This window comes from Thermostichus sp. MS-CIW-15, from assembly GCF_054060575.1.
In genome coordinates this window covers 13,691-30,106 of the sequence record NZ_JBSSDI010000026.1, presented here as the reverse complement: position 1 = coordinate 30,106, position 16,416 = coordinate 13,691, and the positions used below count along the sequence as shown (strand labels likewise).

Here is a 16,416-nt window from a genome sequence, read left to right as displayed (position 1 = left end):
ATTGGCCCCCCGGACGTGATGGAGGAAAAACACCTTGGAAGCGGCAGTGAATCCTGCAACCCCTGAACCCCTTAACGCGGAGGTGGTGGTCATTGGGGCGGGCATCAGCGGCCTGACGCTGGCCTGGCGCCTGCAGCAGGGTTTATCGGCTAGGGGGGGATCCCCTCAAGCGGTGCTCCTGGCGGAGGCCAGCTCCCGCGTCGGCGGCTGCATTTCCACCCAGTCCAAAGACGGCTACCGCTGGGAGGAAGGCCCCAATAGCTTTACCCCCACCCCTGCCCTGCTCAACCTCATTGCCGAGGTGGGCCTGGCCGACCAACTGGTGCTGGCCGATGCCAAGCTGCCCCGCTACATCTACTGGGAAGGAGCGCTGTTGCCGGTGCCTCTGAGCCCCGCGGCAGCCCTGGGATCACGGCTGCTCAGCGTGGGCGGCAAGCTGCGGGCTCTGCAGGGCTTGTTGGGGTTTGTCCCGCCGCCGCCAGGACGCGAGGAAACGGTGCGGCAGTTTTTCCGGCGACAACTGGGATCCGAAGTGGCCGAGCGCCTGGTGGAGCCCTTTACCTCGGGGGTTTATGCGGGGGATCCGGATCAGCTCAGCGCCGTGGCGGCTTTCCCTCGCGTGGCGGGCCTGGAGGAGCGCTATGGCAGCCTCTTTGCCGGCGCCCTGCAGGCTCTGCGCCAAAGACCCCAGCCTTCTCCTGCGGCCATCCAACCCCCGCCCAAACGGGGCCAACTGGGCAATCTGAGGCAGGGGCTGCAGCAGTTGCCAGAGGCCCTAGCCCAAAAGCTGGGCGACAGCCTGCGGCTGGGCTGGCGAGCGCTGCAGCTGAAGCGGGCGGGAGAGCTCTACTGGGTGGGCTTTGAGACCCCAGAGGGATCCCGCTGGGTGGCTGCCCGCCAGGTGGTGCTGGCCCTCCCCGCCTACGAGGCTGCCGCGCTGCTACAGGAGCTCAACCCCCCGGCCAGCCAGCTCTTGGCCGAGATCCTCTATCCGCCGGTGGCGGTGGTGGCTCTGGCCTATCCCCAAGAGGCCCTGCCCCAGCCGCTGCGGGGCTTTGGCCACCTCATCCCCCGTTCCCAGGGCCTGCGCACCCTGGGCACGATCTGGGCTTCCTGCCTTTTTCCCGAGCGCGCTCCCCAGGGCTACCACAGCTTCCTCAGCTTCCTGGGCGGCGCCACCGATGCGGCCTTGGCCCGCCAGCAAGGGATCCCACCCATCCCTACGCTGTCTCCTGAGGAGCGAGCGCAAATTGCCCACGCCGAGCTTAGCCAGGTTCTGCTCACCCGCCGCGTCGAGCCCATCTACCTAGGGGAACGCCTATGGCCCCGCGCCATCCCCCAGTACACCCTCGGCCACCGGCAGCGGATAGCCCAGGTGCAGGCCCACCTGGCCTCCCAGACGCCGGGGATCTGGGTGTGTGCCAACTACCTGGATGGCGTAGCTCTGGGCGATTGCGTGCGGCGGGCTGAGGCGCTGGCGCAGCAGCTTTTGTCCCAGGCCTAGTCCTCCGCTAGTGGCCCATGGATCGCCCCTACACGGCGCTGCTTTTGGTTCCCACGGGCATCGGCGCCCGCGTGGGTGGCTTTGCCGGCGATGCCCTGCCGGTGGCCCGCGCCTTGGCCGCTGCAGTCGACTGCCTCGTCACCCATCCCAATGTGCTCAACGGCGCCACCCTGTTTTGGCCCCTGAAGAACGTCCTCTATGTGGAAGGGTACGGCCTGGATCGCTTCTGCGCCGGGGAGTGGTTCCTCAGGCCGGTGCGGCAAAACCGCGTCGGGGTGGTGCTGGATGCCGGGATCCCAGAAGACTTGCGCCAACGCCACCTGCACGTTCTGCAGGCCGCCCAGGCCACGCTGGGGCTGGACATCGGCCCCTTGCGCTTGACTCCTCGACCCCTGGGCGTTGCCGTCAGCTTCTCCCCTGCCGGGGCCAGCCAGGGATCCCTAGAGGATCCCGAGGCGCTCCTGGAGGCCGCCCGCGAGCTGCTCTGCGCGGGAGCCGAGGCCCTTGCCGTGGTGGCCCGCTTCCCCGACGATCTGGACTTCAGCCGGTACGAGCAGGGGCAGGGGGTCGATCCCCTGGCTGGGGCCGAGGCCATCCTCAGCCACCTGGTGGTGCGAGAGCTGGGGATCCCCTGTGCCCACGCCCCCGCCTTCTACCCCGATCCCGCCCCTAAGCCGGTCCACCCCCGCGCCGCCGCCGAAGAGGTGGGGTTTACCTTCCTGCCCTCCGTTTTGGCGGGGCTAAGCTATGCCCCCCAGTTTGTCAAGAGGGGGGATCCTCCCCAGCCGGGCGACCTGACCGCGGAGCAGGTGGACAGCGTCATTGCCCCGGCCACTGCCTTTGGCGGCCCCGGCCTGCTCTACCTCGCCAGCCGCCCCCGCCCGCCCTTGTTTATCGCCGTCGAAGAGAACGCCACGGTCATGCAGGTCCACCCCCGCCAGTTGGGGATCCCGCATGTGGCCGTTAGCTCCTACCTAGAGGCCATTGGCGTGGTGGTGGCCCACCGGGCTGGGGTGGCCCTGTCTTCCCTGCAACTGCCCGGCTAGGCCAGGTTCTGGCCCAGAAACGGCAACAGGCCAATGAGCAGCAGGCCCAGCGTGGCCAGCGACCCGACCAAGAAGGAGAGGGAGCGCCCGATAGGAATGTCGCCAATGTAGAAGAAGTTGTAGAGCAGCCGCGCCAGCAAGAAAACGCCGCAGAGCAGGGCCACCCCTTCGTCGCCGCTGAGCCCAAACAGCCAGGGATCCGGGTGGGGGCCGGTGACGTAGGCTATCAGGGCTGACGGCGCAAAGGTGCCCAGGGCCTCAAAGCCGTTGGCATGGGCCCAGGTGGCCCGCTGGCCGTAGGGAGGCAGCCGGTCGAACATCGCCCGCGGCGCATGCGGGTCATAACCGACGCGGGCGCGGGCATAGCCCACCACGCCCATGGGCAGGTACACCAACAGGATGGCCGCTGCGATGGAGAACAGGGGAATGGCTTGCAGGGGGAGGTTGAACAACATAGGCAAAAGCAGCAGAAGGAAGGGGCTGCACTAGCCCCTTTTCCAGACTAGCGGCTCTCCCAGGCCCTAGGTTGAGACTTCTGGCACCGGCAAGGCAGGGTCCTCAGGAGTCAGCAAGTAGGCGCCAACGGCCTGCAAGCTGGGCGGGTGCAGAAAAGGGACGGTGACAATGGCCTGCTGGGAGAATCGCTGGGGCAACTGGGCCAAGATGGCCTGGTGGCGGCGCCGCAGCCCTGCACCAAAGGGGGTGGCCTCCTCCAGCCAAACCCGATTGAGAACGGCGTAGGGATGAGGGATCCCCAGGGCATCCAGTTCCGCCAGAAGGCGCTCGGTTTCCGCCAGAACCGCCTGCTCCGGGTTGAAGACGGGGATAAAGCTAACAAACTGGGGATCCCGCAGCCGCTGCCGGAGCTGCCGCACCTGGCCTAAGAGATCCCGCAGCCGCTGCGCCCATTCTGGCCGGCCCACCACGTCGCGGTACTTTAGCCACAGCTTCAGGGCCAGGCTGACCCAACCTTCCAGGGCCTGCGGCATCTGCAAAAAGCGCAGGAGATGGCCGGTGGGGGCTGTATCCACCACCACCAGGTTGAACTGGCCGCTGGCCTCCTGCTCCAGCACCGTCAGCAGGGCCATCACCTCGTCCAGGCCCGGTGGAGCCATCTGCAAAAGCTGCCGCCAGGCCTGCGGGTCGTACTGAACCTCCACCCCCGCCGTCCCTTCGCCGGCCAAGATGGCCGCCACCTCTTCCAGGTACTCCTGCCGGAAGCGCTCCAGCACTGCCGCCGCCTCGATCTCCTGCCCCAGCAAATTGGGCAGCAGCGGCAGCGGATCTTGCCCCAATTTCACCCCGAACAGATCCCCCAGCGAGTGGGCCGGGTCGATGGAGACCAGCAAGAGCTGCCGGTCGGGATGGCGTTGGGCCAAGTTCCAGGCCAGCGCCCCGGCCACCGTGGTCTTGCCTACCCCGCCTTTGCCTCCCACCAGCAGCAGGCGGATCCCTTGGGCCAAAAAATCTGGCAGGGCCACCCTTGGGGGGGAGGGGATCCCGCCGACAGGCTCCCCTGGGCTAGCGGGAATCTCTTCCAACTGCAGCAGCACCTCTGGCAAGGGACGAAGCTGCTGCACCAGCTTGTCCAGGGCCGCCGGCCCAATGGGCTCCTCCAGTTGATAGGGACAAACCCAGATGGGATAGCCAGGCAGCTCCTCTTGGAGCGCTTTTAGCCAGCGCCGCTGTTCCTGCTGGCGGGCCAGGTAGAGGGGGGACGGCGGGATCCCAGACGACGCTCTCCCGCTGGCTCCCAACAACACCTGGTTGACCAACAGGCCGCCAATGGGCACCCGGCGGCTTTGCAGTTGTTGACAAAAGCGGCGCGTCTCCGCCACGCTCAACGGCTCCGGGATCAGCACCAGCCAGGCGGCAGTGCTCTCCGGGTCGGTGAGGCGGGCTTTGCCCCCCTCCAGCTCGCTCTGCAAGCGGGCCAGGAAGGCGTCGGCCTCATCCGGTCGATAGGCGCCCGTGAGGGATTGGACAACCTCGCGGTGCTTGGCCTGGAAGGTGGCAAACACCGCCAGCAAATTGTCGAGAAAGTCGGGCAGTTCCAACAGCCGCAGGGTGTGGCCGGTGGGGGCGGTATCCAGGATAACTGTATCCACCTCTTGGCCCGCCAGCAGCCGGTTGACCTCTAAGATGGCCATCAGCTCGTCCACCCCCGGCCAGTCCAGATCCCAAAGGGGCAGGAGATCTTCCTTGGCCAGCCAACTGCCCCGCTCGGCAATCAGCTCCAGAGCCGGGCCGTAGGTCTGCTTGAAATCCTGCAGCAACACCTCGGCCTGGAGAGCCCGCACCTGCAAGTTGGGCCAATCCGGCAGGGGCTGGGGAACGTCGGCCACCGGGATCCCCAGCACATCCCCCAGGGAGTGGGCCGGATCGGTGGACAGGAGCAGCAGACGGCGCTCTGGTTGCGCCTGGGCCAGGTGACGGGCCAGGGCACAGGTGAGGGTGGTTTTGCCTACGCCCCCCTTGCCGCTAAACAGCAGCAGACGCTGGCAAGGAGAAAGGAGAGACAGGCGGAAAGCGCTCCCGCCACAATCGAGTTGAGCAGGCTGCAAAGGGATCCCTTCTGGCACAGGTCACCCCCATTGTGGCCTGGATCTCCCTTAGGGATGCTCCAGATCAGCGAAGTTTCCCCTCTCCCACCACAACCGGCGTCCTCTGTCCCACGCCAGCAGCGCGTGGATCCCAAGCCAAAATCCCGTCCACAGCCAGTTGTCCAGCCAGATCTTGGCCAAGATGGGCAGGGTCAAGCCCTCCGTTCCGCCCAGAACCAGGCCGGCTGCCAAGATCAGCCCTTCAAAAGCAAGGAACCCTAGGATCAGCATGGCTGGGATCCAAAGATAGTTCAGCAGCAATTGCCTTGGCCTAATAGGTTTGGACTGAGAAAACAGAGGTCGGTAGCCGGCAGCAAAAGCGACCCCCACCGTGCCGATCCCCAAGACCAACCCCCAAGCAAAAGAATCAGGTGTACGGGGATAGTTGTGCCAGGTGTAGCCAAAGATTTGGTTGGCCAGCCAAATCATCGAAGCGCTAATAATTGCCCTTTGGCGAGTTAACGTGGTGCCCGCGATGATGCCAACAGTTACAAAAGGAAGCGTGCAGGTATAGGCAATGTTGCTCAGGCAGCCGATGGTGGTAAATAGGCTGGGCCAAAATCGACCTTGGGCTAGATCTCGGCTGGCTTGGATCCAAATTACTTCTGGGATCCCGCGGCGAGGCTTGGGGATGGACTGGACAAGAGCTTGTAGGCTAACCATAGGCTAATCTCCAGGAAAAAGGTGAGCTTTCAAGGGGCAGTTCTTTAGCAGATGCTCCTGGACAATTTGCCGCGCTACTTGGGGGGTAACCCGCTTGTACCAGGTGCGATCTCCGGAGTAAAAAACCACCGGCCCTTGTTGACAGACTTCTAGGCATCCGGAAGTAATGACCTGAATATCCAAATTGGCTTCCCGCAGGGCCGATTGCAGAGCTTCCACAACGGGCTGATAGTGGCGAGAAGGATAGCAGCGGCTGGAACGGCAAACCGCCAAATAGGGCCGCTTGAGGGGGTTATCTTCATACGGGATCCGCTCTTTTCCCTCGACGTAAATGGCCCGCAGGCGTTCATAAAGGGAGAGCTTCTGATAGTCGGCTTTGCCTTCGGGCAGGTAGTCTTCTCCTGGCCCCAAAAAGGGACTGGGCAAAAAGATCTGCAGCAGCGATTCCTCTGCTCCGTTCCAAAATTGGATCCCCCATTGGCGAGGCTGGCCCTGCGGATTGAGGCGGCGATAGAGGGCGGCGCGGCCGACCAATCTTTTGCGGCGCAGCTCAGGTGGAGTTCTGCTGTAGGGGCCGCCCTGGTGCTCTTCTAGACACAGGTGCAAATGCCAAGTTTCGGTGGCCACGGTCAAATAGCCGTCGTAGAGCACACAGAGAGCAGGGGGATCCTTGAAGGCCGCCTCCAGCACTCCTCCCTCCACCACCTGGCCCACTTGGATCTCGGCCCAGCGCTCCTGAAAGAGCTCATAGAGCAATGGCCCAAGACAGTCGATGTGAGCCGGGATCCCTTCGTAAACGGTTGTCCAGCCGGTGGGGGAAACCTCTTGCCAAGTCTGGTTTAAGGGCGTGATCCAGGGACTGAAAGCGGCCATAGGTTGCTCCTATTGGATTGGCGGAATGCGGGCAATCACCCCCTTTTTGATGGGGCGCTCTGCCCAGGGCAGGATCCCATCGGGCTTTGTCAAATACAGCTCCGCCGTTTGTAAGATTGGCTCTACATCTTTTGGATCGAGATCGCCAAAGACATAGGTCATCTTCCCCGGGGCTGCTAGGGCAATCACGCAGGCATGGCTGCAGCCGCTCATACAGGCAACTGGCTTCAGGTGCAATTGGGAATTGAGCACTTGCGATTGCAAGGCGGCCAGGAGCATTTCTCCTTTGCTAGTCCCTTCTTTTTGGCCGTTCACCCAGCGAGATCCGCAGGTGGTGCAGATCCAGAGGTAATGTTCGGCCTCAGCTTGAGCCGAAGTTGGCGATGGAGAAAAGTTAGGAGATAGAGAGTTGGTTGAGATCGCCATAAGTTGCATCCAAACTAAACCGTAAAGCAGACAATCAACTTGGAAAGTTCTCGCTAAAAGTGGTCAGCCGGAGAGTTAAAAACAGCCTGGGATATCGCTAAAATTGCCCCCGCAAGTTCACCCTCAGCGTGCGGCCAACTCCGGGATAGCCGGGGAAAACTTCATACTGCTCATCCAGCAGGTTGTCGATCCCCAACTCTAGGCTCAGGGCCTCAGCCAACGGGATCCCGCCGCGCAGAGCCACGGTGGTGTAGCCTGGCAGGGATTCCGTATTGGCATTGTTGGTAAAAAAGCTCCCAATGTGATGGACCAAAATCGAGCCGTACCAGCCCTGCTCGTGGCGGTAGCTTAGGCCTAGATTGAAGCTATCGGCTCCTACAAAGGCTAGCTCTTTGCCAACTGTGGCCGGGTTAAGGGCAGCGCGGATGATGGGATCATTGAGGGTATAGTTGGCAAAAAGCGTCCAGTTTTCCCCCAAACGCAAATCTAAAGCCGCTTCCAGGCCGGTATATTCGACCAGCCCGATATTTTCATAGGTTCCCCGGCGCGGCCCAAGGCTGACAAAGGTGATGCCATCGCGGATGCGGTTGTGGGCAAAAGTTAAGCGCAGCAGGCCAAAATCTCCCAAGGTTTGATCCAGGCCGATGTCCAAGCTCTCCCCTCGCTCTGGGCGGAGATTGGGGTTGCCATCCACTTCAAAAAAGCCGCGCAGCCGAAAGAACAATTCCGAGATCAAGGGGGTGCGAAAGCTGCCGGCGTAGCTGGCCCTCAAGGTAGTTCCCTCGGCAACTGCCCACCGGATCCCCACAGCCGGCGAGGTGGCCGAGCCGTTGGCCAAACTGCTGAAGTCCTGACGGATGCCCAGGTCGAGGTGGAACTGGGGATCCGGGCTGTAGTCCAGGCGGGCAAACAGGGCCCCCTGGTTAACCGTATCGTCGTAGTTGATATTGGCAGAACCCCTGGCAAAAGAAAAAGTCGTATTGCGGGCTGAGATAGAGCGATAATCTGCCCCCAAAACTCCCTCTAGGTTTTCGCCGGCCTGCCAAGCATATTGAAGCTGGGATCCCCAGCCATTGCGCAAGATGACGTCGCGGGATCCCTGGCTTTGCGGAGCGCTGAAGCGGTAGTTGAGATCGTCCAAAAAGACTCTTGCCTGCAGGGATCCTGTTTCCTGAGTCCACAGCCAACTGAGATCCAGCAGCAGATCGTTGGTGTTTTGCTCTGCGTCGGGAGAGGGAAACTCTACACTGCCGGGCACGCGAAAGGCTTTGTTGAGGTAGAGGGCGTTGGCTGTTAGGACTTGATCTTCGGCCAGTTGCCAGGTGAGCTTGGCCTGCAAGTTGTGGTACTCCACCGCCGAGTTTTCCCGCCTGCCTGACTTGCCCAGCCGCTCAATGGCAAAGGGAAAGTCGTTGTTACTTTGCAGACGGCGATAGCTGAGCACCCAGCCCAGATCCTGGGCTTGGCCGCGACTTTGGATCCCTTGCTCATTGAGACCGTAGCTGCCGACCGCCGCTTCCAGCACCGTCTCCGTTTCTGGCTGCGGCTCCACCGTGACGATGTTGATCACGCCGCCAACGGCGTCTGAGCCGTACAGGGTAGAGCCGCCGCCGGGGGAGACTTCAATTCGCTCGACGACATCGGCGGTGATTTGGGAGAGGTCAAACCCCCCGAAAAAACCCAGATCGTTGAGAGGGCGGCCATCCAAGAGCACCAATACCTGCGCCGTTCGCGCCCCTCGCATGAATTGAGAGCTAAGAGCTCCCAACTGAGTTCCCGCTGTGCCATCGCTGAGGATCCCGGGCAAGTAGCGCAGGGCTTCCTGCACCGTCCTTGCCCCTTGCTGGCGCATCTGCTGGCGGGTGATGACATAGACGGGGCGGGAAGACTCTCGCAAGAGGTCGGGACGGCGAAACGGGGTGGTGACGGGTTGATTCAAAATCTCGGCGCTGAGGCCGGTATCCAAGATTGCCTGCCCCCAGGCCGGGATCCCCAAACTCAAGATCCCCAGCCCAAGGCTGAGACATACAGTTACTTTCATCCGGTTGCTCCTGCTTCCGTGCGACGCGGAAGGGCTAAGCTTTGAGCCAAAGCCGCAGGCGGGCATCCTGACTGAGGGCCTCAGCCCATCACAGTTGCGGCACAGCGCCGGATTTGCACCGGACTTTCCCCATTGCTTGCCCTGGCTGATCCCCAGGACAACCTGACGGCACGGCTTTCCTCCCCATTGCTCTGGAAAAAGCCGTGCTAGGCATCATACATTCCCTGCTGGGGAGTTCCTATCCTGCCGGGGGGGATCCCTGGGCAGTGAGGTCAACGGAAGATCATCTCCGCCACCGCGTCAAAGCCGGCGTCCAACAGCCGATCCAAGACTGACTGGGCCTGGCTGCGGCTGTCGTAGAGGCCGGCCTGCAGCACCCTCCTGCCGTTGAACACGGTCTCCACCGCTTCGGGGAGGAGCTGCCGCAGCCGCTGCAAATCGTCGCTGCCCTTGGGGGTCACCAGCACACGAAAGCGGGTGGCCGACTCTGCTGGGGCTACCGCCGGTTCTGGAGCCGCGGCAACGGGAACAGGGGGGGTTGTTGGGCTGCTGCCCGCTTGTCGGCGAGCCGGGGGTGGCAGGAGGGTAGTAATATCCGTGAGAGGAGCCACAGATTGCTGGCGGACGGGAGTGGCAGGAGCAGGCTCAACCGGTTGGGCAGGCGTGGTGGAGCCATCGGGGGTGAAGGGGACGGCAACAAACTCCTGGGGTTGAGCGCCTGCCGGCTGAGGGGGGGCACTGGGCAAAATGCGCCCTCCCGATCCCGCTGCAGGAGGGGGAACGGGGGCAGTCGATTGGGGCACCGTCACCACCGGCAAGGTGGGAGAGGCCGCCGCCGGCTGGGGATCCCTGCTGGGAGCCGGAGGCTCGGCCTGCGGAGTTGTGGGCAGCGTCAAGCCGCCTGCCGCAATGGGTGGCGGGGCGTTGCTGGGCAGCGCAGCCACCGTGGTCTGGCCGGCCAGATCCAGCTCCCCTTTGGTTTTGCCGGCCAGTTGGTTGCCATTGGCGTTGAGGCGCAGGCCGCGGGTGGCGTTGTGGATGTCGTACTGGCCGTTCCCCTCAAAGATGTTGTTGCCGGGATCCGAAGCCGTGCCCAAATCTGGCTGGGCGGTGGTGATAGCTGTCAGGCCAGTCTCCAGGTTGCGGGCAATGAGATTGTTGCGCAGGATGGGACGGGCGCTGCCGCCGACCACAATGCCGGTGCGGTTTTGCAGGATGCGGTTGTTGCGCACAATCGGCGCCGAGCGCTGGTCGATGGTGAGGCCAAAGCCGGTCTCTTGGAAGAGGTTGTTGACAATGGTGGGCTGGGAGGTGCCCAAGACGGAGATGCCGTTGGCCCCGTTTTTGTAGAAGCGGTTGCCTTCTATCCAGGGGTTGGAGGCGCCGGCGATGAAAATGCCGTCGTGGATGCTGCCCACAAAGCTGTTGTTGAGAATGCGCGGGGAAGCCGATTCTACCCAGAGGGCGTAGCCGCGCCGACCCTGGTTGCGCAGGGTAACCCCCCGCACCTCTGAGCCGGTCTCTGCCAGCAGGGCAACGTTTTGCCGGGCCAAGGTCGGGCTCATGTAGGTGCCGCCGCCATCGATCAGGTAGCCCTCTCCCAAGGTGGACTCGTCCCCGCGCAAGATAAGGCCGGCCTTGAGGCGGATGGGGAAGACTTCGCCGCTTTCTGCGCTGTACACCCCCGGCAGAAGCTGGATGATGCTGCCGGCTGGCGCCCGGCTGATGGCATGGGTGATGGTCTTGAAGGGGTTGTTGCGGGATCCATCCCCTTGGGTATCGCTGCCATTGGCGGCATCCACAAAAATGGCGGGGCGGTCGTCCGGCAGCGGCGGCGCTTGGGGCAGGGCCTGCTTCTCCAAAAGGCCGGTGTCCAGGGAAGTTTGCGCCCAACTGGGATCCCTTCCTGCCGCCAGCAGTAAGCTGGTGCTCAACAGCAAAGAGGTGGCCAGTCGCGTCAGCGTCGCGGAGCCGTGACGCTGCAACCGCAAGTCAGGCAGGACTGCTGTAAATTGGTGTTCGCCGGATTTCTGCAGACGGATGAACGATAAGGAAGAGATCATAGGAGTCATCCCCACACCAGGCTGGGCCAGAGAAGGAAGGAGGGTCGAGGCTATCCTACCAAACCTGACAGGCAGGATCCTGCCCTCTTCCCCAACTCCAAATACGGACTGATGCAGGCTTCTTTTTGTAGATCCAACGCTACCCCTAGAGTATACCCTTGCCATGACCGACGAAGCCCTTGCCCGCGAAGGCTCCTCCCAAGAGTTGCCGCTGGCTTCCCTCTCGTCTGGGCGCCCCCTGCTCAACCTGCTGTTGTTGGGGATCCCAGCCCTGCTGCTGCTGCTGGGCCAGTGGGCAGGGCAGCCGGCCCTGGGCTGGGGGGCGGTGCTGGCTTGGCTGGGCCTGGCCGGCTGGTGGGGGCAGCCGCTCTGGGTGCAGATCGGGCGCGACCTCTGGCAGTGGCTGACCACCTGGCCCAGCCTGGGGTGGGCGGCAGCAGCTCTCGGCTTGGCGGTGATGGGAGGATTGGTCTGGAGTGGAGCCTTCTCGGCCCTGGGATCCCTGAGCTGGGAGGCCATCGGGGCTTTGGGCGAGGTGTTCGGGGCTACAGGTCAGATCCTGATCGCCCTCCTGGCCGCCTACATCGCCTGGCGGCAGTACGTCATCTCCCGCGACCTCACCATCCAGCAGAACATCATCACCCAGCAGCAGACCATCGACGCCTACTTCGAGGGCATCTCCAACCTGGTTCTCTCCCCTGACGGGCAGTTGGACGACTGGCCCCTGGAGCGGGCCATTGCGGCCGGGCGCACGGCGGCGCTCCTCAACGGCGTGGATCGCTTTGGCAAAGCCAAGATCCTGCGCTTCCTCTCCACCGCTAACTTGCTTAGCCCCCTGCGCCGCGACGAACACCTGGGCCGGCCCATCCTGGACGGCAAAGGCGGCTACCAGCGGGATCGCCTCAACGGGATCCGGGTGGTGAATCTGGGCACCATGCTGGAAGGGGCCGACCTGCATGGCACCCTGCTGCGGGGGGTGGACTTCAGCGAGGCCAGCCTGGAAAGAGCCAACCTGCGGGATTGCGACCTCAGCCACACCAACCTCTGCGGGGCCAACCTGCGCAATGCCGACCTGCGCGGCGCCGATCTCTACCGCGCCCTCTTGTTTGTGGGATCCCTGCAGACGGCTTCTCCGGCTCAGCCAGGAAAAAAGCCCGATTTTAAAAGCGGGGCCTACGCCGGCGCCATCGTGGCCGGCGCGGACTTTCGCCGGGTGCGTCGCCTTTCCCCCGAACAAAGAGCCTACCTGGCCGCCTGGGGAGCCAAGCTGGATCCTGAGCCCCCGCTTCCCCTCAACTCCTCGGCCAGCCGTTTGGATCCCGGCGGCGAAACCGAGCCCTTACCCCCTCCTGCCGAGCCGCCGGCCTCCCGGAGGCCTTGATCCAGAGCCAATGGCCGGCAAACCTGGGTTCAACGCCAGCGCTGCCATGGTCATGGCAAACAGCCATGAAACAGCTTGTGAGTTGATCCCAGCTCCCCTCTCCCTCTGGGAGAGGGGCTGGGGGTGAGGGCCTGCCGGAGAACCGTTCAAGCTAGCCTGAAATAGCCCCAATCCCTCAATTGTTGGACATGGCCCGCTTGCTCACCAAGTTCTGGCTGCTGGAGCGCTACCTGTTTGGGCAGATGCTCACGCCGGTGCTGGCCGGTATAGCTGGGGGAACCCTGCTGCTTTTGGCAGGCCGGCTCTTTACCTTGGCCGAGCGGCTGGTCGAGGGATCCGTGCCGCCCCTGACGGTGTTGCGCCTTCTCATTTTGGATCTGCCGGAGATGGTGCTGCTGGGCATGCCCATCGCCGCTTTTTTTGCCACCATGCTCACCTTGGGCAAGCTGAGCGGCAACAGCGAGATTACCGCCATGCGGGCAGCCGGGATCCCGTTTACGCGCATTTTTCGTCCCCTGTTGCTGGTGGGGCTGCTCATGAGCCTGAGCGCTTTTTGGATCAGCAACGTGCTCCTGCCGGCCAGCAAACGAGAAATCCGCCAGATCGACCAGCAGGCGCTCCTGGCCCGGGCCACCACCCCGGTGCAATACGACGTCTTTTTCAGAACCGCCCGCGTTGGCGGGACGGAAGACAACCTCTGGTTTTTCATCCGCCAGGTGGATCCGCGGCTGAACACCATGCAGGATGTCACCATCTTGCAGGTGGATCCCTTGCCGGGGGGCAAGTACCAGTTGGCAGAGGTGACCCTGGCGGCCCAGGCGGTGTGGAATGGCCTGGACTGGACCCTCAGCGAAGGGGTGACCCACCGCTACGGCCCTGACGGCCTCAGCCTGGCCGAAGAGCCCTTCGACCGCAAGCCGCTAGAGGTCTCCCAAGATCTGGCCGCCCTGATGCAGCCGCCGGTTCCGCCCAACGAGCTGAGCCTGCCGGAGCTGGCGGAGCGCATCTCCCGCCTGGCCCGCTCCAACCTCAATACCCAGCCCCTGCGCACCGAGTTCCACATGCGCTTTTCCCTGCCCTTGGCCAGCTTTTTTGCCGTCTTGATCTCCCTTCCCCTGGGATCCACCACTGCGCGGCGGGTGGGCCGCTATGGGGGTGTCGTCTTCGGGATCCTGTTGGTGTTTGCCTACTACGTGGTGCTGAGTGTGTCTCGCAGCCTGGGCGAAGCAGGAGCCCTTCCCCCCTGGGCGGCAGCCTGGAGCTTCAACATCCTCTTCGGCGGCCTCGGCCTGCTGCTGTTGGCCCGCTTCCTGCGCTAGGGATCCCTTCTGGGCAGAGCAACCCCCGACCTAACCAGGGATCCACCGGATCCCTATAGTTTCCGTCCCCTTGCGGGGAAAAGGTAGGGATCAACGGTCTGAAGGAGCTGTCCCCAGTTCCAGTTCCTGTGAAGAAGCGTTTCCGTCCCCTTGCGGGGAAAAGGTAGGGATCAACCCGTTGATGTTACGAACCACCAACTTGGGTGGTTCAACGTTTCCGTCCCCTTGCGGGGAAAAGGTAGGGATCAACTTCTGCGCCCTATCCCGGGGTGTAACCCGGGTAAAGCAACCCGTTTCCGTCCCCTTGCGGGGAAAAGGTAGGGATCAACACATGCGCCACTGCTCAATAAAGTACATCCCGAGCTGGTGTGTTTCCGTCCCCTTGCGGGGAAAAGGTAGGGATCAACTCGAGCTTGATGGTGGGATCATCAAGCCGAAGGAGGTCAACGCGAAGTTTCCGTCCCCTTGCGGGGAAAAGGTAGGGATCAACAGTACATGTTTTCGACAATTGCCTCGGTGCTCTTTGGAAAGTTTCCGTCCCCTTGCGGGGAAAAGGTAGGGATCAACCTGGATGTTCAACGAGCGAGTGGAAAGATACTATGTGGGTTTCCGTCCCCTTGCGGGGAAAAGGTAGGGATCAACTTCTCGATGTGGCTAGCAGGGTCGGTGCTTTTCCAAAGGTTTCCGTCCCCTTGCGGGGAAAAGGTAGGGATCAACGCTGAAATGAAGATTAATGGGTTCTCCCTCAAGGAGGCGTTTCCGTCCCCTTGCGGGGAAAAGGTAGGGATCAACTATGTCTTCAACAACCGCGAGGACTATTTCGCAAACTGCAGTTTCCGTCCCCTTGCGGGGAAAAGGTAGGGATCAACTTAAGTCCAAATCTAACATTATCGAAGTCCTCAAAAAGTTTCCGTCCCCTTGCGGGGAAAAGGTAGGGATCAACACTTCCCCACAATGGCAGGGGATGAAACCCCCTGCATCGTGTTTCCGTCCCCTTGCGGGGAAAAGGTAGGGATCAACTTGAAGAAGTACCCACTATATTAATTGAGTCTGACGTTTCCGTCCCCTTGCGGGGAAAAGGTAGGGATCAACAAGGGAGGATTAGTATGGTTATGAAGTTCTGGGGTTTCCGTCCCCTTGCGGGGAAAAGGTAGGGATCAACTAATCCTGGGTGTCTGGTGTGGGGGAGGAACTAGATGTTTCCGTCCCCTTGCGGGGAAAAGGTAGGGATCAACCGCGGGGGATACGATACAGAGCGGATTGTCCGGGAAGTTTCCGTCCCCTTGCGGGGAAAAGGTAGGGATCAACGGAGCCGGGTCAATCGGCGTGTGGGGTTGGGCAGCAGTTGTTTCCGTCCCCTTGCGGGGAAAAGGTAGGGATCAACGCAGCGTTAAACCGACCTCCGGGATGGAGGCGTGGAGTTTCCGTCCCCTTGCGGGGAAAAGGTAGGGATCAACTCGTGACATAGCGGAGGGTTCTGAGGCTTTCAGCAGGGCGTTTCCGTCCCCTTGCGGGGAAAAGGTAGGGATCAACAGAAACTGCTCTTTTGTAAACATACGACCTCCCTTTTCGTTTCCGTCCCCTTGCGGGGAAAAGGTAGGGATCAACCCAGGGCAGCTTAAGTTAACCTGGGAACAACTTCGTGCGTTGTTTCCGTCCCCTTGCGGGGAAAAGGTAGGGATCAACCACAAGCCAAAACTGCTCTCGGTGCGGACAAAAGGTACGTTTCCGTCCCCTTGCGGGGAAAAGGTAGGGATCAACCCTGCGTAAGTTGGTGAAGTGCTTCGGCTTGCTGACCGAGTTTCCGTCCCCTTGCGGGGAAAAGGTAGGGATCAACACGCATACCTCATCAATGGTCGTGATTTCTTTGTTTCTTTGCAGTTTCCGTCCCCTTGCGGGGAAAAGGTAGGGATCAACACTTTGTGCCCTGTAACTGTGGTCTCAGCGGGTGTATGTTTCGACGGTTTCCGTCCCCTTGCGGGGAAAAGGTAGGGATCAACTTAGTAACTACTGATTATGGTTCATCTCTTTTTGGTACGTTTCCGTCCCCTTGCGGGGAAAAGGTAGGGATCAACCGCGCTCGTGCGTTAGCCAAACAAATTCACGATGCGGGGTTTCCGTCCCCTTGCGGGGAAAAGGTAGGGATCAACGAGTCATCGAGTACCTCTATGTTCCAGGTCTCAAGAGTTTCCGTCCCCTTGCGGGGAAAAGGTAGGGATCAACTTCTCTTCCGTAGGTTGTACCTCCCTTATCGGGAAGTTTCCGTCCCCTTGCGGGGAAAAGGTAGGGATCAACTTGCAGAAGTCTTGAAGGCCCTGGGCTTCACAGGTGCGGAGTTTCCGTCCCCTTGCGGGGAAAAGGTAGGGATCAACTACGCATAGAGCGCGGAGAAATCAGGGAAGCTTTGGAGGTTTCCGTCCCCTTGCGGGGAAAAGGTAGGGATCAACTTTACTAGCTGAGACTGAGTCAGCTGAATTGAAACTTGTCTTGTTTCCGT

At 61.9% G+C, this 16,416-nt stretch carries 11 protein-coding genes, 1 CRISPR repeat array and 1 riboswitch (1 of these 13 running past the window's edge); of the genes, 4 read left to right on the top strand and 7 right to left on the bottom strand.

What is annotated here, in order from left to right; genetic code table 11:
- Positions 1–46: 46 nt before the first annotated feature.
- Both hemG and ACVW0R_RS10100 read left to right on the top strand, forming a co-directional pair.
- On the top strand, positions 47–1,504 hold the full coding sequence (gene hemG, locus ACVW0R_RS10105) for a protoporphyrinogen oxidase (protein WP_457502011.1): 1,458 nt from the start codon (positions 47–49) through the stop codon (positions 1,502–1,504).
- A gap of 17 nt (positions 1,505–1,521) precedes the next feature.
- On the top strand, positions 1,522–2,550 hold the full coding sequence (locus ACVW0R_RS10100; RefSeq protein ID WP_457502010.1) for a DUF3326 domain-containing protein: 1,029 nt from the start codon (positions 1,522–1,524) through the stop codon (positions 2,548–2,550).
- Here the strand turns inward: ACVW0R_RS10100 and ACVW0R_RS10095 are convergent.
- The 7 genes from ACVW0R_RS10095 to ACVW0R_RS10065 all read right to left on the bottom strand — a co-directional run bounded on the left by ACVW0R_RS10095 (position 2,547) and on the right by ACVW0R_RS10065 (position 11,219).
- The gene (locus ACVW0R_RS10095; protein ID WP_099812226.1) at positions 2,547–3,005 is read right to left on the bottom strand and encodes an MAPEG family protein; all 459 of its coding nucleotides are present in this window, start codon (positions 3,003–3,005) and stop codon (positions 2,547–2,549) included. The two genes, ACVW0R_RS10100 and ACVW0R_RS10095, sit on opposite strands and share 4 nt — an antisense overlap.
- 66 nt (positions 3,006–3,071) lie before the next feature.
- A complete protein-coding gene (locus tag ACVW0R_RS10090) occupies positions 3,072–5,114 on the bottom strand; it encodes an ArsA family ATPase (RefSeq protein WP_457502009.1) in 2,043 nt (680 codons plus the stop codon).
- Positions 5,115–5,162: 48 nt separating this feature from the next.
- Positions 5,163–5,816 (bottom strand): hypothetical protein, encoded by a 654-nt coding sequence (locus ACVW0R_RS10085; protein ID WP_011429977.1) that lies wholly within the window; start codon positions 5,814–5,816, stop codon positions 5,163–5,165.
- Between the two features lie 3 nt (positions 5,817–5,819).
- Positions 5,820–6,689 carry a (2Fe-2S) ferredoxin domain-containing protein gene (locus ACVW0R_RS10080; RefSeq protein WP_011429978.1) on the bottom strand — a complete coding sequence of 290 codons (870 nt, stop codon included), beginning with the start codon at positions 6,687–6,689 and terminating at the stop codon, positions 5,820–5,822.
- Positions 6,690–6,698: 9 nt separating this feature from the next.
- A complete protein-coding gene (locus ACVW0R_RS10075) occupies positions 6,699–7,115 on the bottom strand; it encodes a DUF1636 domain-containing protein (RefSeq protein WP_457502008.1) in 417 nt (138 codons plus the stop codon).
- A gap of 97 nt (positions 7,116–7,212) precedes the next feature.
- Entirely contained in the window at positions 7,213–9,156 is a 1,944-nt protein-coding gene (locus ACVW0R_RS10070; protein ID WP_457502007.1) for a TonB-dependent receptor, read from the bottom strand.
- 40 nt (positions 9,157–9,196) lie between these two features.
- Positions 9,197–9,337: riboswitch (cobalamin riboswitch) on the bottom strand.
- A gap of 91 nt (positions 9,338–9,428) precedes the next feature.
- Positions 9,429–11,219: a DUF1565 domain-containing protein gene (locus ACVW0R_RS10065; RefSeq protein ID WP_414390372.1), complete on the bottom strand. Its 1,791-nt coding sequence runs from the start codon at positions 11,217–11,219 to the stop codon at positions 9,429–9,431.
- 163 nt (positions 11,220–11,382) lie between these two features.
- On the opposite strand from ACVW0R_RS10065, the gene ACVW0R_RS10060 reads away from it, so the two are divergent.
- Positions 11,383–12,600: a pentapeptide repeat-containing protein gene (locus tag ACVW0R_RS10060; protein WP_011429982.1), complete on the top strand. Its 1,218-nt coding sequence runs from the start codon at positions 11,383–11,385 to the stop codon at positions 12,598–12,600.
- A gap of 188 nt (positions 12,601–12,788) precedes the next feature.
- Positions 12,789–13,919: an LptF/LptG family permease gene (locus tag ACVW0R_RS10055; protein ID WP_011429983.1), complete on the top strand. Its 1,131-nt coding sequence runs from the start codon at positions 12,789–12,791 to the stop codon at positions 13,917–13,919.
- Positions 13,920–13,977: 58 nt separating this feature from the next.
- A CRISPR array of direct repeats spans positions 13,978–16,416; the repeat unit is 37 nt; unit sequence GTTTCCGTCCCCTTGCGGGGAAAAGGTAGGGATCAAC (it continues 2,018 nt past the right edge of the window).